Origin of the sequence: Pseudophaeobacter sp., assembly GCF_039971195.1 — a bacterium.
In the GTDB taxonomy this organism is placed as follows: domain Bacteria; phylum Pseudomonadota; class Alphaproteobacteria; order Rhodobacterales; family Rhodobacteraceae; genus Pseudophaeobacter.
Map to the genome: position 1 here is coordinate 1 of NZ_JBDWPJ010000050.1, position 16,929 is coordinate 16,929.

At 58.0% G+C, this 16,929-nt stretch carries 20 protein-coding genes; 7 read left to right on the forward strand and 13 right to left on the reverse strand.

Annotated elements, in window-relative coordinates; translation table 11 throughout:
- The 6 genes from ABJP42_RS04380 to ABJP42_RS04405 form a co-directional block, all read right to left on the reverse strand.
- A partial coding sequence (locus tag ABJP42_RS04380) for a MerR family transcriptional regulator (RefSeq protein ID WP_348338685.1) occupies window positions 1-738 on the reverse strand: 738 nt, incomplete at its 3' end.
- 80 nt (window positions 739-818) lie between these two features.
- Window positions 819-1,121, reverse strand: coding sequence for an integration host factor subunit alpha (ihfA, locus tag ABJP42_RS04385; protein ID WP_348338687.1), 303 nt, complete (start codon window positions 1,119-1,121; stop codon window positions 819-821).
- Window positions 1,122-1,214: 93 nt separating this feature from the next.
- Window positions 1,215-2,186: a beta-ketoacyl-ACP synthase III gene (locus tag ABJP42_RS04390; RefSeq protein WP_348338689.1), complete on the reverse strand. Its 972-nt coding sequence runs from the start codon at window positions 2,184-2,186 to the stop codon at window positions 1,215-1,217.
- A gap of 20 nt (window positions 2,187-2,206) precedes the next feature.
- Window positions 2,207-3,313 carry a phosphate acyltransferase PlsX gene (gene plsX, locus ABJP42_RS04395; RefSeq protein ID WP_348338691.1) on the reverse strand — a complete coding sequence of 369 codons (1,107 nt, stop codon included), beginning with the start codon at window positions 3,311-3,313 and terminating at the stop codon, window positions 2,207-2,209.
- A 39-nt stretch (window positions 3,314-3,352) separates the two neighbouring features.
- A complete protein-coding gene (rpmF, locus tag ABJP42_RS04400; RefSeq protein ID WP_027240639.1) occupies window positions 3,353-3,559 on the reverse strand; it encodes a 50S ribosomal protein L32 in 207 nt (68 codons plus the stop codon).
- A gap of 220 nt (window positions 3,560-3,779) precedes the next feature.
- On the reverse strand, window positions 3,780-4,322 hold the full coding sequence (locus ABJP42_RS04405) for a YceD family protein (RefSeq protein ID WP_348338693.1): 543 nt from the start codon (window positions 4,320-4,322) through the stop codon (window positions 3,780-3,782).
- Between the two features lie 98 nt (window positions 4,323-4,420).
- Between ABJP42_RS04405 and ABJP42_RS04410 the strand changes: the two genes are divergently transcribed.
- From ABJP42_RS04410 to ABJP42_RS04420, 3 genes are all read left to right on the forward strand, one after another.
- Window positions 4,421-4,888 (forward strand): outer membrane protein assembly factor BamE, encoded by a 468-nt coding sequence (locus ABJP42_RS04410; protein WP_348338695.1) that lies wholly within the window; start codon window positions 4,421-4,423, stop codon window positions 4,886-4,888.
- Window positions 4,889-5,095: 207 nt separating this feature from the next.
- Window positions 5,096-5,809 carry a GNAT family N-acetyltransferase gene (locus tag ABJP42_RS04415; protein WP_348338697.1) on the forward strand — a complete coding sequence of 238 codons (714 nt, stop codon included), beginning with the start codon at window positions 5,096-5,098 and terminating at the stop codon, window positions 5,807-5,809.
- A gap of 51 nt (window positions 5,810-5,860) precedes the next feature.
- Window positions 5,861-7,678 (forward strand): ABC-F family ATP-binding cassette domain-containing protein, encoded by a 1,818-nt coding sequence (locus ABJP42_RS04420; RefSeq protein WP_348338699.1) that lies wholly within the window; start codon window positions 5,861-5,863, stop codon window positions 7,676-7,678.
- 225 nt (window positions 7,679-7,903) lie between these two features.
- Here ABJP42_RS04420 and ABJP42_RS04425 read toward each other — a convergent pair whose 3' ends face one another.
- Window positions 7,904-8,659 (reverse strand): 3-hydroxyacyl-CoA dehydrogenase, encoded by a 756-nt coding sequence (locus tag ABJP42_RS04425; RefSeq protein ID WP_348338701.1) that lies wholly within the window; start codon window positions 8,657-8,659, stop codon window positions 7,904-7,906.
- A gap of 85 nt (window positions 8,660-8,744) precedes the next feature.
- A complete protein-coding gene (locus ABJP42_RS04430; protein ID WP_348338703.1) occupies window positions 8,745-9,680 on the reverse strand; it encodes a GNAT family N-acetyltransferase in 936 nt (311 codons plus the stop codon).
- 27 nt (window positions 9,681-9,707) lie between these two features.
- Here ABJP42_RS04430 and ABJP42_RS04435 point away from each other — a divergent pair, with 27 nt between their 5' ends.
- Window positions 9,708-9,863, forward strand: coding sequence for a hypothetical protein (locus tag ABJP42_RS04435; RefSeq protein ID WP_348338705.1), 156 nt, complete (start codon window positions 9,708-9,710; stop codon window positions 9,861-9,863).
- 197 nt (window positions 9,864-10,060) lie between these two features.
- Here the strand turns inward: ABJP42_RS04435 and tyrS are convergent, their stop codons facing one another.
- On the reverse strand, window positions 10,061-11,317 hold the full coding sequence (tyrS, locus tag ABJP42_RS04440) for a tyrosine--tRNA ligase (RefSeq protein WP_348338706.1): 1,257 nt from the start codon (window positions 11,315-11,317) through the stop codon (window positions 10,061-10,063).
- Window positions 11,318-11,503: 186 nt separating this feature from the next.
- Here tyrS and ABJP42_RS04445 point away from each other — a divergent pair, with 186 nt between their 5' ends.
- The gene (locus ABJP42_RS04445) at window positions 11,504-12,616 is read left to right on the forward strand and encodes an anhydro-N-acetylmuramic acid kinase (RefSeq protein ID WP_348338708.1); all 1,113 of its coding nucleotides are present in this window, start codon (window positions 11,504-11,506) and stop codon (window positions 12,614-12,616) included.
- 72 nt (window positions 12,617-12,688) lie between these two features.
- Here the strand turns inward: ABJP42_RS04445 and ABJP42_RS04450 are convergent, their stop codons facing one another.
- From ABJP42_RS04450 to ABJP42_RS04460, 3 genes are read right to left on the reverse strand one after another with little or no spacing between them, the layout of a single operon-like run.
- Window positions 12,689-12,973 carry a phytanoyl-CoA dioxygenase family protein gene (locus ABJP42_RS04450; protein WP_348338710.1) on the reverse strand — a complete coding sequence of 95 codons (285 nt, stop codon included), beginning with the start codon at window positions 12,971-12,973 and terminating at the stop codon, window positions 12,689-12,691.
- Between the two features lie 25 nt (window positions 12,974-12,998).
- A complete protein-coding gene (locus ABJP42_RS04455) occupies window positions 12,999-13,361 on the reverse strand; it encodes a hypothetical protein (protein ID WP_348338712.1) in 363 nt (120 codons plus the stop codon).
- A 51-nt stretch (window positions 13,362-13,412) separates the two neighbouring features.
- Complete coding sequence (locus ABJP42_RS04460) at window positions 13,413-13,832, reverse strand: cupin domain-containing protein (RefSeq protein WP_348338713.1); 420 nt, start codon at window positions 13,830-13,832, stop codon at window positions 13,413-13,415.
- A gap of 54 nt (window positions 13,833-13,886) precedes the next feature.
- Here ABJP42_RS04460 and ABJP42_RS04465 point away from each other — a divergent pair, with 54 nt between their 5' ends.
- Complete coding sequence (locus ABJP42_RS04465) at window positions 13,887-15,305, forward strand: protein adenylyltransferase SelO (protein WP_348338715.1); 1,419 nt, start codon at window positions 13,887-13,889, stop codon at window positions 15,303-15,305.
- A gap of 263 nt (window positions 15,306-15,568) precedes the next feature.
- A complete protein-coding gene (locus ABJP42_RS04470; protein ID WP_348338717.1) occupies window positions 15,569-16,270 on the forward strand; it encodes an endonuclease/exonuclease/phosphatase family protein in 702 nt (233 codons plus the stop codon).
- 68 nt (window positions 16,271-16,338) lie between these two features.
- Here ABJP42_RS04470 and ABJP42_RS04475 read toward each other — a convergent pair.
- Window positions 16,339-16,929: substrate-binding periplasmic protein (locus tag ABJP42_RS04475; protein ID WP_348338719.1), on the reverse strand; the 591-nt coding region annotated here is incomplete at its 5' end.

The window sequence follows — 16,929 nt, forward strand, 5'->3', positions numbered from 1 at the left end:
AGGGGCAGCGGGCTCTGGATCAAGCTCCATATGCATTTGTTCAGGTTCAGAAGCGACCCGGGGTGCTGGATCGCTCGGCACGACATCAATGGCTGCGCTGTCGGTGGTCTTTTCTGTGGGGGCCGCAGGTTCGGCAGCAGCGGTGGAATCACCTTCTGGGGAGGGGGTGTCGAGCTCCGCAGCGGGTGTAGCTTCTTTCTGCAGAGTTGGTTCAGGCGCCGGGGCTGGTGCTTCAATTTTCGGGGGTGTTTCAACGGCTGCGGGCGAAGAGGCCGGCGTGGTTTCGAGCGGCGGATTTGCACTCCAGGCGGAGGGTTGCCCGGCGTTTTTGGCTGGGTTTGTAGAGGCTTCTATCGTCGCGGCCCCCGCTGAGGCATCGGCGCCCTGAGACGAGGCGTCAAAATGCCCGGGCTTGGAGCCCGATCCACCGTCCTGAGCGCCATCGGCGGGCGGCGCATCAGAATCAAGGTCATGGGATTGCTCGCTTACATGGCCAATGCCAAGATCGCGCAAAATCGCCTGGACCTCTTTGATCGACAGACCATCTTTGTGCAAAAGCTTGCGGATGCCACCCAGCAGCAGCATATCGGCCGGACGATAATACCGACGCCCGCCGGCGCGTTTTACCGGCTTAATCTGAGTGAATTTGCTTTCCCAAAAGCGCAGGACATGGGCCTGCACGCCGAGCCAGTCCGCGACTTCGCTGATGGTGCGAAAGGCGTCCGCTGATTTTGACATCTTGATAGTTCCAATGATTTTGCCCTGGGAAGAGCGCTGTAATGCTTGCCTGGTCCAAAGCCTCTAAGAGGCTTTCCGCATTATTTACGGTTGCCGTCGGCCACCCGGTCTTTCATCAGATGCGATGGGCGGAAGGTCAGCACACGGCGCGGCTGGATGGGCACTTCTTCACCGGTCTTGGGGTTGCGGCCAACGCGGGCAGATTTGTCGCGTACGCTGAAGGTGCCAAAAGAGGAAATTTTCACCTGCTCGCCCATCACCAAAGCGTCGGACATGTGTTGCAACATGCTCTCAACCAGCTGTGCGCTTTCGTTTCGAGACAGCCCAACCTCACGGAAGACAGCTTCGCTCAGATCCATACGTGTAAGAGTTTTTTCGCCCATGCTAATCCCCTATGTTTGTTAAACCATAGGGGCAGGGGAATTTCCCTGTCAATATCAATGAATTGCAGGGGGGCTTGTTTCGCCGCTTCGGTGCTACCAGCGCAACACCACCGCGCCCCATGCCAGACCGCCGCCAATGGCCTCGGTGACGATGAGATCACCGGCCTTGATCTGACCGCGCGATTTGCCAACCGAGAGCGCCAGTGGGATCGAGGCGGCAGAGGTGTTTCCGTGGTCCTGTACGGTGACAACAACCTTGTCCATCGGTAGGCCCATCTTTTTGGCGGTGCCTTGGATGATGCGGATATTGGCCTGATGGGGCACGATCCAATCGACATCCTCGGTGGTCAGATCAGCGCGTTTCAGCGCGGTGTTTGCGGTCTTGGCGAGTTTTTCCACCGCATGGCGGAAAACCTGGTTGCCCTGCATGCGTAGATGACCGGTGTTCTGGGTGGAGACCCCCCCGTCAACATAGAGCAAGTCCTTGTAACGACCGTCGGAATTGAGGTCGGTAGAGAGAATGCCGCGATCCTCTTTGGTGCCTGCTGTGGCTTGGGCTTCCAGGACCAGCGCACCTGCGCCATCGCCAAACAACACGCAGGTTGAGCGGTCACTCCAGTCCATGATGCGGCTGAAGGTTTCGGAACCGATGACCAGAACCCGCTCTGCCTGGCCTGATACGATCAGGGCATTGGCATTGGTCAGCGCGTAGACAAATCCTGCACAGACGGCCTGCACGTCAAAGGCAAAGCCGTTGGTCATGCCCAGTTTGGCCTGGACCATGGTGGCGGCAGAGGGGAAGGTCAGATCAGCGGTAGAGGTCGCCAGGACAACGGCGTCCACATCCTTGGCTTCTATCCCGGCATCTTCCAGTGCTGCCAGCGCTGCGGCGGTTGCCATGTCAGAGGTGGTTTCACCTTCGGCGGCAAAATGCCGACGTTCGATACCCGAACGCGAGCGAATCCATTCGTCGCTTGTTTCCAGGGAAGCCTCAAATTCCGCGTTTTCAACTACTCTCTCAGGGAGATAATGTCCGGTGCCAACAACTACTGCACGTCGCGTCATTCTGGGTCTGCCTTTTGGTATTATTTGGGAGGATGCTCGGCATCCTGGGAACCAGCATTACTTTGAGTAAGCTCGACCACAGATGCAAGCCGTGCGGCCAGCTTTTCTGCAAAACCATGTTCAGCTAACCGAAAGGCTAGTTTGATCGCGGCGGAAATCCCGGTGGCATCGGCACCGCCGTGGGATTTCACCACCGTGCCGTTGAGGCCAAGGAAGACGCCGCCATTGACCCGTCGCGGATCAATCTTTTTGGACAGTCGGGCCAGCGAGGTATAGGCAAAAACAGCTGCCAAACGTGACAGGAGCGAGTGCTCAAAGGATTTCCGCAGCGTAGAGGTCAACAGCCCAGCTGTGCCTTCGCCGGTTTTGATCGCGACATTGCCAGTAAAGCCGTCGGTGACGATCAGATCTACTGCATCGCCGGGAATATCGCTGCCTTCGACGAAGCCAACAAAATCAAAATTGGCCTTCTCGGCGTTCTCGGCGATCAGCGCATGGGCCTCTTTCAGCTCTGCGTGGCCCTTGTGCTCTTCGGTGCCGACATTCAGCAGGCCAACACGTGGCTTGGCGATATCCATCGAATTGCGCACGTAAGAAGTACCCATTAGGGCGTATTGCAACAAATCCTGCGCGTCGGCGCGGACATCTGCGCCGACATCCAGCATCACATTAAAGCCCTGCGGGTTGCTTGAGGGCCAAAGAATGGCAATCGCCGGGCGGTTGACGCCGGGCATCTTGCGCAGCCGCAGCATCGACAGCGCCATCAGCGCCCCGGTATTGCCGCAGGACACCGCACCGGCGGCCTCGCCGGTTTTGACCGCGTCGACTGTGGCCCACATCGAAGTGCCCTTGCCGTTGCGCATGACCTGGCTGGGCTTGTCGTCCATGGTGACAACCTTTTGGGCGTCGCGAATTTCGACCCGCCCATCAAGGATGCGTTTTTTGGCGATCAGGGGCTTCAGCTCTGCGACGGGGCCGTGCAGCAAGAACCCGATTTTGGGGTTTTTGTCGGCAGACATGGCGAGACCGGCCACCACAGCAGTGGGGCCGGCGTCTCCGCCCATGGCGTCAACCGAGATCACAATGCGGTCGGAATTTGCCACTGATTGATCGGGTTTACCCGTCATGCAAAATCCGCCCCGCAGAAAGTGTAATCGTCGCGATACTTATGCCGCGTCTTCGTCGATTTCGACGTCGTCATTCATGGCAACAATTTCTTTGCTGTCATAGTTGCCGCAGGATGGGCAGACGTGATGGGGACGCTTCAGCTCACCGCAGCTCGAGCATTCGTTCGGGTTTGCAGCAACCAGAGCGTCGTGCGCGCGGCGGTTGTTACGGCGCGACTTGGATACTTTGTTCTGTTGGACGGCCATGTCTCAACCTTCGTATTTGGGGCCTTGGGGTCATGCCCGCGGCGCGTTTCACATTCGTTCGTTAGATCAGTAGGCGAGCGTTTAGGCCGCAGCCTGTCCGATGTCCAACCAAAAATTCCGATGAGCGCGCGAAAATACTGAGAATCTCCGTCTGCGCAAGCTGTTTTTTAAGGCAGGCCGCCGGGCTATGCTACCCGGAAAACCCAAATTTGAAAGATTTTTAACTCTCGCCATCCTGGCTCAGTTGATTCTTGAGGGCGGCGAGCCCGGCAAAGGGCTTGGTGTCTTCGTCTTTCATCGGCGCAACACCGGCTTGGCTATAGATAGACTCGCCCAGCTCCGCGCCTTCTTTGCGCGGGTAGGTGGGGATCAGCAGCGACAGGGCCTCGATCATCACCACCGAGGGATCAATGGTGTCTTCCAGCGGTTCAATCCGCTCATCCGCGTCCATTTCCACTTCGGGATCATCAGGTTCAGAGAAGTCAGAGACAAAGAACCGTTCGACTTTTTCATCGATTCGGGTGCTTACCGGCTCCAAAGTCACCACACAGTCCTGTAAAACTGTGGCTCCAAGTGTGGCAGAAAGCTGCCAGTCACGGCGTCCTTTGGTGCTAACAGTTCCAGTGAAACGCAGCTTGCGCAAGCCCTTGATATTGAGCTCATCCGCCAGTGTTTCAAGCGTTTTGGCATCAGGGCGCAGGTCAAAGCTTGTTGCCCTGTTCTGCGGCAATTCTGACACCCTCAGGGCGGTGCTGTCGGTCATGGTCGGAACTTTCGTTTCTTGAACAGGAAGCCTGCATTAGGTAATCGGGTTCAAAGGCGTGTTCAAGCCAGAGGCGAGACAGTGTTGTGAGGGGCATCATGAGTGCACAGAAAGACCGGCTGATTTCAGCGGTGAAATATATTGCCTTGGCGGTTACCGCTGGTGCTTTGGCGGCCTGTACGGCGATCTACCAAAAACACGGCTACACCCCTACCGAAGAACAGCTTGCGGAAGTGGTTGTCGGCGTCGACACCAAGGATACCGTGGCAGAAAGCATAGGCGTTCCGACTGCTTCGGGCGTTTTGAATGATGGTGGTTACTATTACGTCTCAACTCTGATGCGCACCCGTGGTGCTGGGGCAACCAAACCGGTGTCCCGCTCGCTGGTGGCGATCAGCTTTGATTCTCGGGATGTGGTGTCCGGTGTCGAACGCTATAGTCTCGAAGATGGAAAAGTCATACCGCTGGAGCGACGGGTCACCAGTTCCACTGTCGAGGAAAAAACATTCCTGCGTCAGCTTTTGGGTAGCCTCGGCAACTTTAATCCAGGGTCGCTTATCGAGTGATGTGACCTGAATGGTTTGAAACCTTCGGGTCAACCGCTCGAGGGATGAATGCAAGGAACCTAGGCGCTAGCATCACAGTGAAGCGCAGGCCCTGAGGCAAAACGAAAGGTGGGGAGGGTCGAAGTGTTTCGACATGTTGAGGATCCTCTTGCTTCGATTTTGAGCAGTCGGGGGCTGCTTCTGGCGAAGGGACGTTACCAAGCAAGAGTGGCGAGGAGTTCCAGCGAGCTGGCGGCGTTTGGCCAACTGCGAGAACGCTGCTTTCACCGTGATATTCAGGACCTGGATGGCTTTGACCCGCAGTGTGAGCACATACTGGTCGACGAATGTGCTTCGGGCGCATTGGTCGGCGGATTTCGGATCAGGTTGTTTCAGGTTGGGGATACCCTGACGGACAGCTACTGTGCGCAGTTTTATCAGCTCTCCCATCTAGCCCCTAGGTCCTCGCCTTGGATGGAATTGGGGCGATTCTGTATTGCACCAGAGCGGCAAGATCCGGATATTCTGCGCCTGGCCTGGGGCGCGGTGACGCGGCTGGTCGATCACTATCAGGTTTCGCTGCTTTTTGGGTGTTCCTCCTTTGAAGGCACCGACCCGGAACTCTATCGTGAAGCCTTTTCGCTGTTGCAACGGCGTCATCTGGCGCCGCCAGACTGGCGTCCGCAGGTAAAGGCTCCTGAGGTAAGGCGTTTTGTCGATCTGCTAAAAGACCGTCCCGCTGGGCAAAAGCCAGACCTGAAACAAGCGCAGGCGCAATTGCCGCCGCTGCTGCGCAGCTATCTGGTCTTGGGGGGCTGTGTGAGCGACCATGTGGTCATCGATCGGGATCTCAACACCTGCCATGTCTTTACTGGTCTTGAGGTAGAGGCAATCCCAACGGCCCGCCAGAGGCTTCTGCGCGCGGTGGCTGATCCGAAGTGATCTGAAGGGCAGAGCGTTGACCTTGGGCCGCGCGCGGTTTAGCTGGCTGTCATGGCACGTATACCTCTTTTGCAGATGACCGGGATTTCCCTGACCTTTGGCGGCGATCCTATCTTTTCAGACCTTGATCTGGTGGTGCAACCCGGCGACCGGGTCGCCCTCGTTGGGCGTAATGGCTCGGGAAAATCCACCCTTATGAAGGTCATGGCCGGGCTCGTTGAAGCGGACAAGGGCACGATCGTGGTGCCTTCGGGGCGCTCAGTTGGCTATATGGAGCAGGACCCGCAGATGGAAGGGTTTGCCACCCTGGGGGAGTTTGCCGCCAGCGGTCTTGACCCGGGCGAGTTGTACAAGGTGGAGCGTGCGGGCGAAGGGTTGAAATTTGACCCGGATCGCCCAGTCGCCACTGCATCAGGCGGAGAACGGCGCCGGGCTGCTTTGGCCAAACTGATGGCAGAAGCCCCGGATCTGATGCTGCTGGACGAGCCCACCAACCATCTGGATATCGAGGCCATTACTTGGCTGGAAGCGGAGCTGAAATCCACCCGAGCCGCCTATGTGCTGATCTCTCACGATAGGGCCTTTTTGCGGGCGCTGACCCGGGCGACGCTTTGGGTTGATCGCGGTCAGGTTCGCCGCCAGGAAAAGGGCTTTGAAGGCTTTGAGGCCTGGCGCGACAAGATTTGGGAAGAAGAAGACCAGCAGCGCCACAAGCTGAACCGGCTGATCAAAAGCGAAAGCCGTTGGGCGGTTGAGGGTATTTCCGCCCGGCGCAAGCGCAATATGGGCCGGGTACGGGCGCTGCATGACCTCAAGGACCAGCGTGCGGCGCAAATCAACCGCCAGGGCGCGGCTGAATTGGCACTGGAGGCTGGGCCAAAATCTGGCCGCAAGGTGATCGAGGTCGAAGGTCTGAGCAAGAGTTTTGGCGAAAAGGAAATCGTGCGAGACTTTGCGCTGAAGGTTCAACGCAGTGACCGGATTGCCTTTGTTGGTCCCAATGGGGCGGGCAAAACAACTTTGTTGAAACTGATGCTTGGGCAGGTTGAGCCGGATGCTGGATCCGTCAAGCTCGGCACCAATTTGGAAATCGCCCTTTTTGATCAGACCCGCGACCAGCTGGACCCCAATGCGACACTTTGGGAGAACCTGACCTCGGACCCTTTGCTGGGAATTTCTGGCAAGGCGGATCAGGTCATGGTACGCGGGGTGCCCAAACATGTGGTGGGGTATCTCAAGGAATTTCTGTTCGACGAGGCCCAGGCCCGCGCCCCGGTGCGCTCCCTGTCGGGGGGTGAAAAGGCACGTCTGCTGCTGGCTCGGCTGATGGCCCGGCAAAGCAACCTGTTGGTTCTTGATGAGCCTACCAATGATCTCGATGTTGAGACGCTGGATCTGCTGCAGGAGCTGCTGGATGCCTATGAGGGCACGGTTTTGCTGGTCAGCCACGACCGGGATTTCCTCGACCGGGTCGCCACCACCACCATCGCCATGGAGGGCGACGGCAAGGCAACCGCCTACGCGGGGGGCTGGAGTGATTACATCAGCCAGCGCGGCGGATTGCCCGGCGCGGAAAAGGGAAAAAGCTCTGATAAACCAAAAGCTCAGAAAGCAAAGGTCAAGCAGGCCGTAGCGGCCAAAGATGGGCTGAGCTTTAAGGAAAAACACCGGCTGGAGGCGCTGCCCGCCGAGATGGAGCGGTTGGAACAGGAAATTGCCAAGCTGCAAGAGCTGATGGCTGATCCCGCGCTGTTCACTCGCGAACCGGTAAAGTTCAAAAAGGCCAGCGAGGCCCTGGTTGAACGTCAGCAGCAGCTTGCGGCTTGCGAAGAGGAATGGCTGCTACTGGAAGAACGCGCCGAAGGCTAGCGCTCCCGCGCCCTAAGGGGCCTATTGGCCCCTTCCCGTGGGCTTGGGCCGGGCAGCGCTGCGCGCTGCAAAAGAAAGAGACTGGCTGGGGAAGCGCTTTAGGGGCAGGGCTGCCCCTAAAGACGCCTTTGCAAGTTTTTGAGACGCAGGGCCGCGTCAAGGGTAAACCGCGCTGGCGTGCGGCTGCTATGCAGCCCTTGACCCGGCCCTGCGCATTAAGAAAGGTCACCGCATGCGCAGGGCACCGTCGATGCGGATAACCTCTCCATTGAGATAGCCTGCCTCGGCGATGAAACCTGCGAGTTGGCCATATTCGGCCGGATCACCCAGACGGGCAGGGTTTGGCACATCTGCGGCGAGCTGCTGTTGCACCTCTTCGGGCAGGCCGGCCAGCATTGGTGTCATGAAGATACCAGGGGCGATGGTCATCACCCGGATGCCACTGGAGGCGAGGTCACGCGCCATGGGTAGGCACATGCCGACCACTCCCCCCTTGGAGGCTGCATAGGCGGCCTGGCCTTTTTGACCGTCATAGGCAGCGATGGAGGCGGTGTTGATGATTACCCCACGGGCGCCATCTGGCTCGGGTTCGTTCTTGGCGATTTCAACCGCGGCCAGGCGGGCCACATTGAAGGTGCCAACCAGATTGATGTCGATGGTGCGCTGGTAGGCGTCCAATGGGTGAGCGCCATCGCGGCCAATGGTTTTGATGCCATAGGCGATGCCAGCGCAGTTCACACAGGCCGAAATTCGACCCATTTTTTCAACGGCATAGGCCACGGCTGCAGTAACCGAGGCCTCATCGGTGACATCCGTCTGGACAAAATGTCCGCCAATCTCTGCGGCGACCTTTGGGCCGCGCTCAGTGTCGCGGTCCAGAATGGTGACTTGGGCGCCATTGCTGGCAAAATGGCGTGCTGTGGCTTCGCCAAGTCCTGAGGCGCCTCCGGTGACAATGGCGCAGGTCTGTGCAAGTTTCATGGGCGGTGGTCCTCAAGGTATCTGAACATCTGTTCAATAAATACCAGATCCCAGCCGCCTGTCTAGCGTCCTGTCCAGTGCCTGTTTAGTGTGACCTTGCACTCATGCGTTTTGCGTCCAACCGCGCTAGAGGTGTGAGCAGCTTTCCTAACGGTGGCCAGAGAGCCCAGGTGCCACCCAGTTTGACCAGGCGCGCCCCAGTCCCAAGTTTGAAGCGGGCCAATCCTGGCGCTTCTTCGGTGTTGATCAGGCCAAGATCCAACTGCAGGCAGCCTTTGGAAACGAGCCAATTGGAGGCCTCCCAGATCAACAGGTTATGGGCTGAGAGCTGTTTGCCGCGTTGGGTGCTGTGGGAGATATGATAGGTGGCAGTATTGCCGTGTCGCAGGATGAGGATAGCAGCCAGCGGCTCTTTGCCCTCAAAGGCCTGGAACAGTTTGGCTTGACCGGGATTTGCCTTGGCATAGGCCAGGGTCAGGCCAATGGGCCAGCTGCGGTATCCGCGTTGCTGCTGCTGGGCGAGATCAGCGCTGAACAGCCAGTGATTGGCATCCAAAGGCATGTTTTGACGGCTGACCCTGAGCTGGTTTTCCCTCGCCCGGTTCAGACGATTACGCCATTTTTGATGCAAGCCTGCCAGGCGCTGTGGCCGAGATTTTGTGAGATCCAACACTGCGGTGGAGGCCGGGCAGATCAAGGGCAGGGCGCCTATTGTGCCCAGGTTTGGCGTAGGGCGATCTGGCGACAGAATAAACGGCGTGCGAGAAAGACCATTTGCATGCAGGGCCTCGGTCAGATGTCGAGGACAAGATAGAGGCGCGCGGTTGATCATGGCCAGCTCAACCCCGCCCCAAAAACGCCGTTTGGTAACCAGGGTATGGTTCAGCTCTGGCAAGACGGTTGTGGCTTGCCCACAGGCTGACAGGGCGCGTTGAAACTCGGGTGTTTGCTGCAGCGGGCGAAGCCAGCTCTCCTGTGGAAGAATGGTGGATGAGGAGAGGGAGGTATGAAAATCCAGCATGCTCCCATTTACCAATCAGAAACCTAAATGATGGTTAATGTGGGCATGAAAAAGCATGTTCCTGTTCTAGGCAAGATCGCGCCAAACCCACGGGTCACCTTGTCTGCGGCCTTTGCCCTGGCCTGTGTATTATCGGTGCCGGTTTTTCTAGTGTTGAGCTTGGTGGATTGGTTGTTTTTGTGAGGCTCTGCCTCACACTCCGGGATATTTAAGGCCAAAGGAAAAAAAGGGCGTTCGTTTGGGGTTTCATTTGGCCCCAAGTATCCTGGGGGTGAGCGCCCTAGGCGCGAGGGGGCAAAGCCCCCTCAACGTTAAGTGGTTGACTGCTTTCAATAAGATCACGCGCAAAGGGGGCGGCTGCCTTCTATATGCAATCCTGCCTAGTCTTTTAGCCGCACAAGGGCATGACGCTTTTTGCCGGCGCTGAGTTTGATTGGGCTGGACAGCGTAGCAGCATCAATCATCAGGCCCGCATCGTTCAGCGGTTTATCATCCAGCTTGGCGCCGTTTTCATTGATCAGCCGTTTGGCATCCTTGCCTGATTTGGCCAGGCCGGATTTGACAATCAACTGAACGATGGAAATACCATCGCCAAGATCCACAGGCGTCAAGGAAAGTGTTGGAAGGTCATCGCCAACGCCGCCCTTTTCAAAGACTTCGCGGGCAGTTGCTTCGGCGGCCTGAGCGGCCTCAGCGCCATGCAGCAATTTGGTCACCTCATTGGCGAGGATCACCTTGGCTGCGTTAACTTCGGAACCTGCCAGCGCACCAAGCCGGTCACATTCCTCCACTGGCAGCTCGGTATAGAGCTTGAGGAAACGGCCGACGTCGGCATCGGTGGTGTTGCGCCAGAACTGCCAGAATTCGTAGGGCGAGCGCATTTCCGGATTGAGCCAGACGGCGCCATCTTGGCTCTTGCCCATTTTCTTGCCATCTGAAGTGGTCAGAAGAGGCGAGGTCAAGCCATAGATCGAATTGTCCAATACACGGCGGGTGAGGTCGATACCATTGACGATATTGCCCCATTGATCCGAGCCGCCCATCTGCAGGACACAGCCATAGCGGCGGTTCAGCTCAAGAAAATCATAGGCCTGCAGGATCATGTAATTGAACTCAAGAAAGCTCAGGCTTTGTTCACGATCGAGGCGCGACTTTACCGATTCAAAGGCCAGCATGCGATTGACCGAGAAATGGCGGCCAATATCGCGCAGGAATTCTAGGTAGTTGAGATCATCCAGCCATTCGGCATTGTTGATCATCAGGGCCTTGTTCGCCGCATCGCTGTCGTAGTCGATATAGGAGGCAAAGACCTTTTGGATACCCGCGATATTTTCGTTGATTGCCGCTTCGTCCAGGAGCGGGCGTTCATCGGCGCGGAACGAAGGGTCGCCGACCTTGGTGGTACCGCCGCCCATCAGGGTGATCGGCTGGTGGCCGGTTTTCTGGAACCAGCGCAGCATCATGATCTGGATCAGTGAGCCCACATGCAGGGATTTTGCGGTGGCATCAAAGCCGATATAGGCAGGTTTCACACCCTGCATCAGGGCCTCATCAAGGCCTTGATAATCGGTGCAATCAGCAAGGAACCCGCGTTCCATCATGACAGCGACGAAGTCCGATTTAGGGTGGTAGGTCATAACATGCCTCGGCTTTTGTTTGCGCCCCGCTGTATAAGGTGCAAAGCCTTCACATGGAACCTGTTTTTCGGGACTATTTTGCAGCTGTTTGCGGGGGCGAAGGGGGCTGCTATGCAGGGGGCGCGAATCCTGGTGAGGATTTGGGGCGCTTTGCCCTGACACGAATGCAATGAAACGGGACAATCGATGAGCAGCAAGCTGGCGAAATCCGGAACCACGCGCGCCTTAGGCGCCATGAGCGGCACCTCGTTGGATGGGGTGGATGTTGCTGTGTTGGAAACAGATGGTCAGCGGATCCGCGGTTTTGGTGTCAGCGGGTATCATCCCTACAGTGAAGCAGAGCGGGAAGTTCTGCGCGCCGCCCTGGGCCTGTGGCACGGGCCCGAGGTCGAGGCCGCAACCAAGGTAACGCAGGCGGCGCATCTGCAGGCACTGTCAGGAGTTGAGGGTATCGATCTGGTTGGGTTCCACGGCCAAACCCTGGCCCATGCTCCGCGCCTGCAGGGGACCTTGCAGGTGGGGGATGGGGCGGCGCTGGCCGAAGCGCTGAAATTGCCGGTGGTTTGGGATTTTCGTTCCGATGATGTGGCGATGGGCGGTGAGGGCGCGCCGCTGGCGCCGTTCTTTCATTTTGCCTGCGCCAAATACATTGAAGCCACCGGGCCGATCTGTTTCTTGAACCTCGGCGGGGTTGGTAACCTTACCTATGTGGACCCACGGTTTGAACGCCCGGAAGATCTCGGCGCGCTTTTGGCCTTTGATACCGGGCCGGCCAATGCGCCGATCAATGATCTGATGCAGGCGCGATTGGGGTTGCCCTATGACGCAGAAGGGCGGATCGCCAGCAACGGCACCGTAGAAGCTGGCGCCTTGGAGCTGTTTCTGGCTGAGCCTTACTTTGCCCAGATGCCGCCAAAGTCACTGGACCGCAATGATTTCTCGGAGATGATCGGTCTGGTGAAAGAGCTGAGTGACGCCGATGCCATGGCCACGCTCACCGCCATGTGTGCAGCCTCGGTGGCGCAGGGGATGGAGCACTGCCCCGAGAGGCCCTCGACTGTGCTGGTGACCGGAGGCGGGCGGCGCAATCCAGTGCTGATGCAGATGCTGGAAGTGTCCTTGGATTGCCCGGTTCAGACCATCGAGGAAGTAGGGCTGGACGGCGACATGCTGGAGGCGCAGGCCTTTGCCTATCTGGCTGTGCGAGTGGCCAGAGGTTTGCCAACTTCAGCCCCTGGCACCACCGGGGTGAGCGCCTGTGTTGGTGGTGGCATCGTCAGCCAGCCTGAGCCTGAATGAATAACCTCTGCGGCCAAGCGGTGAAATCAGCGGTGGCGTCTGCCTACGCTGGATGCTCTGGGCTGAGCGCTTCTATCGCGCCCAGGCAAGTGGCAGAGGGAGGTCAAAACCGGCATAGTCGGCGCGCAGCACTCGCCTGCGCTGATCAGAGGTGGAGGGGCGCGACCGACGCAGTGTCAGCATCGATAAGATCAGCACATCTCCGGGGGCGGCCAGGGTGAGTTCCCGCGCCAAGTTGTTTGCCACCCTGTCGGCCTCATTGGCGGGAATGCTGCCACGACAATGGCTTTTGAGGGCAATCTCCATGGCGCCGTTCTCAGCGGTATTGTGATCCAGATGGATGCGCAGGAACAGCATTTTCTGCAGCAGTTCTTGCGGCGGTTCACAGTCTCAGAAACTGGTGCCAGACACCGGCCTTTTGCGACCAGTTCAAATAGCCGGGTCTGTCGTGTCGCTCCGCGACCGAAATCACTCGATCCTGGTGCCAGGGCAGGCCCCAGTTGACGGATCCGGCCTTGTCAAAGGAGAGCAGACGCAGCGGTCGTGTCCCGGGCCAAGACGCCTGCAGCTGCGCTTTGAAGTCAGCTTGCTCCAGGGCCTCAAACAGCGGTGAAGGTTTTGGAACCCGCGCCCCGGGGCGCTGCCCCAGTTCCGCAAGATGCCTCAGCTGGTTAAGCTCGTCATGGGTAAGGGCGCTTCGTATCCAGGCGCGACCTTGGTTGGCGAGATCATCACGCAGGGTCAAAAGTGTGTCTCCAGTGGGGGGAAGGGACTAGGTGTCGGCTGCGAATGAGACTTAGCCCTTGGGAATGTCAAAGCCAGGTGCCGCCAGCTCAAACCCTTCGAATTGGAAACCCGGAGAGACTGTGCAGCTGACCAATGTGTAATCCCCGGTGCTTCGGGCGGCCTGCCAATAGCCCTCAGGGACAATAAGCTGTGGCTCTCCGGCCGTGATATCAGGCGTGAGCAGATGCTCCCGCGCTGGGCCTTGCTCAGTTGCCGCAAGCGATAACACCAGAGGTGCCCCAGAGTGGTAGAGCCAGATTTCGGTGGCATCGACCCGGTGCCAATGGCTGGCTTCTTCGCCGCGCAACAGAAAGTAGATGCAGGTACCACTGGGGCGGCCGTCGTTCTCGGCCACCCAGGTTTGACGGTACCAGCCGCCCTCAGGGTGGCGGGCGAGTTGCAGTTTTGTAATGATTTCTTCTGCAGTCATGGCTAACCCGATCTTCCCTCTGGTATTCTTGTTCTCGTGTCATATCCTTGCGCCATGGTTTTGCACATCCCCTTTGACAATACATTCGCCAAGCTCGGCCCTGGTTTCTTCACGCCCCAGCAGCCGGAACCGGTGGCTGCTCCACGAATGATTGCTTTCAATCAGATCCTGGCAGATCTGCTTCAGGTGACAAGTGGTGATCTGCAAGAAATGGCCGTGACCTTTGCTGGCAATCAACTGCCGGAGGGGGCTGAGCCGCTGGCACAGGTCTACGCAGGGCATCAATTTGGCAACTATAATCCTCAATTGGGCGATGGCCGCGCCATTTTGCTGGGGGAGGTGCTGGGGCGCGAGGGTCGCCGCTATGATATCCAGCTCAAAGGCGCTGGGCGCACGCCCTATTCGCGCCAGGGCGACGGTCGCGCCTGGCTAGGGCCGGTGTTGCGGGAATATCTGGTTTCTGAGGCCATGCATGCCCTGGGCATCCCAACCACCCGCGCGCTGGCGGCGGTTGCAACTGGCGACACGGTTTGGCGTGAGGGCGGCTTGCCGGGGGCGGTCTTAACCCGGGTTTCTGCCAGCCATCTGCGGGTTGGAACCTTTCAGTATTTTGCTGCCCGCGGAGAAATCGCTGCGCTGAAAACTCTGACGACTTATGCCATCGCGCGGCACTATCCGCAGGCCGAGGGGCCTTTGGGGCTTTTGCGGGCGGTGCGGGATGCACAGGCGGGTTTGATTGCGGCCTGGATGTCGGTTGGCTTCATTCACGGGGTAATGAATACCGACAATTGCAGCATCTCGGGCGAGACCATCGACTATGGCCCCTGCGCCTTTATGGATCAGTACCGCGCCGAACAGGTGTTTTCCTCCATCGATCGGACGGGGCGCTATGCCTATGCCAATCAACCCAATATTGCGGTTTGGAATCTGGCCCAGCTGGCCACGGCGCTGATCCAGCAGCTGGAGGATCCGCAATCCGCGGTCGAGGAAGCCACGGCAATTATTCACGCAATGCCGTCCTTGATCGAAGCGGAATGGCTGCGGTTGTTTAGACGAAAGATCGGCCTTGTCACCGTAGCGCGAGATGATCTGGATCTCATTTCGGATCTTCTGGAGGTCATGGCCGAGGGGCAGGCGGATTTCACCAATACGTTTCGGGCCATGACAGAGGGTTCTGCAAAGGATCAGTTTTTGAACCCAGAAGCCTATGAGGCCTGGCGGCAACGCTGGATGCAGCGCCGCAAAGCTGAGCAGGACCCGGATGCGGTTATGCGGCTGAGCAATCCAATCTACATCCCTCGCAACCACCGGATCGAAGAGATGATCTCGGCGGCGGTGGCTGGTGATTTTGCGCTGTTTGAACGTTTGAACACGACCCTTTCTACGCCGTTCCAGAAACAGGCCAATTGCGAAGATCTGCGCCGCCCGCCGTCACAGAGTGAAGTGGTCACGGCAACCTTTTGTGGCACCTGAGGGAAAGCGACCTCAAGGAAGCGCTCCCGCCCGTCCTCAGGCTTTTTTTGACAAAAGCCTTCCTCCCGTTGGGGTGGCGCCGTGCCACAGGCACGGCGCCACCCCCAAACCGCTGCTGTTGCATTTTAATGCAATAGGAGGGGGCGGGAGGGCACGCTTTTGTTTGAACGCAGAAACCCGCCGGGAATTGACTGCGCGCATATGTTTGCTGGTTTTCCCCGATGATATGAGGCATTTCCAGTAGGGAAACTTTGGGATGTCCAATGTCAAAACCAATGCTCAGACTCGCCAGTTACAATATTCAAAAATGCATCGGACTGGACCTGCGTCGCAAACCGCGCCGCATTCTGCAAGTGATCGAACAGATCGGTGCCCAAATCGTCTTACTGCAAGAAGCGGACAAACGCCTGGCGCCGCGCCCGGCGGCCTTGCCACATTTTGTGGTCAACGAGGCAGGCTGGCAAGCGGTGGATCTTGGCGGGGCAGGGTCACTGGGCTGGCACGGCAACGCTATACTGTGGAAAGGCGGGCTGGGGATCGAGCTGACCGGTCAGGGGCATCTGCCGCTCCCAGGGCTGGAACCGCGCGGTGGGGTCTGGGCCAGTTTTCGTACCCAGATTGGTGAATTCCGCGTGCTTGGCGTGCATCTGGGCCTAACCGGCGGGGCGCGGCGTGAGCAGGTTTTGAAAATGGTGCAACACAGCCGTGACTGGACCGACATGCCCGTGGTCTGGGCCGGAGATTTTAATGATTGGGCACGTCAGCCCAGCTTCCTTTCGCTGGCGCCTGAGATGCAGTTTCTGCCTGCAAAGCCTAGCTTTCCGTCGATCCGCCCCCTGGCCCCTTTGGACCGCATTGCGCTCAGCAAAGGCTTGAAAGCCGCCCGCACAGATGTGCATCTGGCGCAGCCGGCCCATATCGCTTCGGATCATCTACCTGTCTGGGTGGATCTCAAAGCGGAATAGCCGGTCAAAGGATTGATGGCGGATGGAGGGCGGATACCCGCCCTTCTCCAGATTGTTGAAGCAATAGCTTACTTATATCGTTGATTGATCTCAGCGGTACGTCCGCTTGCAATCAATGTATCCAGGCTTTGCTGAATGCTGGAAATGATTGCATCGTCAACTTCCAGGTTGCACGCAATTCCTGCTACAGTTTCCTGCACCATAAAGACCTCCGCCAGCTCTGGATCATTCAATAGGTTCAGCCGTTCACGGAAGGTCACCCAAAGGTCGATGCGGCCAGCCTTGAGCTTTTTTATATTCAACTCTTCCTTTGGGGTGGACACGATGTTCATGCCCGCGTCCTTCATAAAGGTTTCGGCAACGTCGTCTTTGTAGGTGCCAATGCTATAGGCTCGTGCGTCATCAAGAGAGGTGATCGAGATCGGGCTGTCAGCGCGGGCTACCAGAACCATTTGGTTGGCCAGGAGCGGCGAGACCCATTTGAACGAAGGACGACGTTTATCTGTGATATTTGTGGTGAACACGCAGGTGTCCGGAGTCTTTTGTGCAGTCGAGAAGGCACGCGCCCAGGGCAAAACTTCAATCGTGTAGGGGACCCCTGCTGCCTCCATGGCTTCCCGCACCAGATCTGTTGCTGAACCTATGATTTCTCCGTTCTC

Excerpts from the sequence above, each read along its gene's own strand:
- ihfA (WP_348338687.1), bottom strand. The coding sequence starts at position 1,121 with ATGGGCGAAAAAACTCTTACACGTATGGATCTGAGCGAAGCTGTCTTC.
- ABJP42_RS04390 (WP_348338689.1), bottom strand. The coding sequence starts at position 2,186 with ATGACGCGACGTGCAGTAGTTGTTGGCACCGGACATTATCTCCCTGAG.
- plsX (WP_348338691.1), bottom strand. The coding sequence starts at position 3,313 with ATGACGGGTAAACCCGATCAATCAGTGGCAAATTCCGACCGCATTGTG.
- rpmF (WP_027240639.1), bottom strand. The coding sequence starts at position 3,559 with ATGGCCGTCCAACAGAACAAAGTATCCAAGTCGCGCCGTAACAACCGC.
- ABJP42_RS04405 (WP_348338693.1), bottom strand. The coding sequence starts at position 4,322 with ATGACCGACAGCACCGCCCTGAGGGTGTCAGAATTGCCGCAGAACAGG.
- ABJP42_RS04410 (WP_348338695.1), top strand. The coding sequence starts at position 4,421 with ATGAGTGCACAGAAAGACCGGCTGATTTCAGCGGTGAAATATATTGCC.
- ABJP42_RS04420 (WP_348338699.1), top strand. The coding sequence starts at position 5,861 with ATGGCACGTATACCTCTTTTGCAGATGACCGGGATTTCCCTGACCTTT.
- ABJP42_RS04425 (WP_348338701.1), bottom strand. The coding sequence starts at position 8,659 with ATGAAACTTGCACAGACCTGCGCCATTGTCACCGGAGGCGCCTCAGGA.
- ABJP42_RS04430 (WP_348338703.1), bottom strand. The coding sequence starts at position 9,680 with ATGCTGGATTTTCATACCTCCCTCTCCTCATCCACCATTCTTCCACAG.
- ABJP42_RS04435 (WP_348338705.1), top strand. The coding sequence starts at position 9,708 with ATGATGGTTAATGTGGGCATGAAAAAGCATGTTCCTGTTCTAGGCAAG.
- tyrS (WP_348338706.1), bottom strand. The coding sequence starts at position 11,317 with ATGACCTACCACCCTAAATCGGACTTCGTCGCTGTCATGATGGAACGC.
- ABJP42_RS04445 (WP_348338708.1), top strand. The coding sequence starts at position 11,504 with ATGAGCAGCAAGCTGGCGAAATCCGGAACCACGCGCGCCTTAGGCGCC.
- ABJP42_RS04450 (WP_348338710.1), bottom strand. The coding sequence starts at position 12,973 with ATGCTGTTCCTGCGCATCCATCTGGATCACAATACCGCTGAGAACGGC.
- ABJP42_RS04460 (WP_348338713.1), bottom strand. The coding sequence starts at position 13,832 with ATGACTGCAGAAGAAATCATTACAAAACTGCAACTCGCCCGCCACCCT.
- ABJP42_RS04465 (WP_348338715.1), top strand. The coding sequence starts at position 13,887 with ATGGTTTTGCACATCCCCTTTGACAATACATTCGCCAAGCTCGGCCCT.
- ABJP42_RS04470 (WP_348338717.1), top strand. The coding sequence starts at position 15,569 with ATGTCAAAACCAATGCTCAGACTCGCCAGTTACAATATTCAAAAATGC.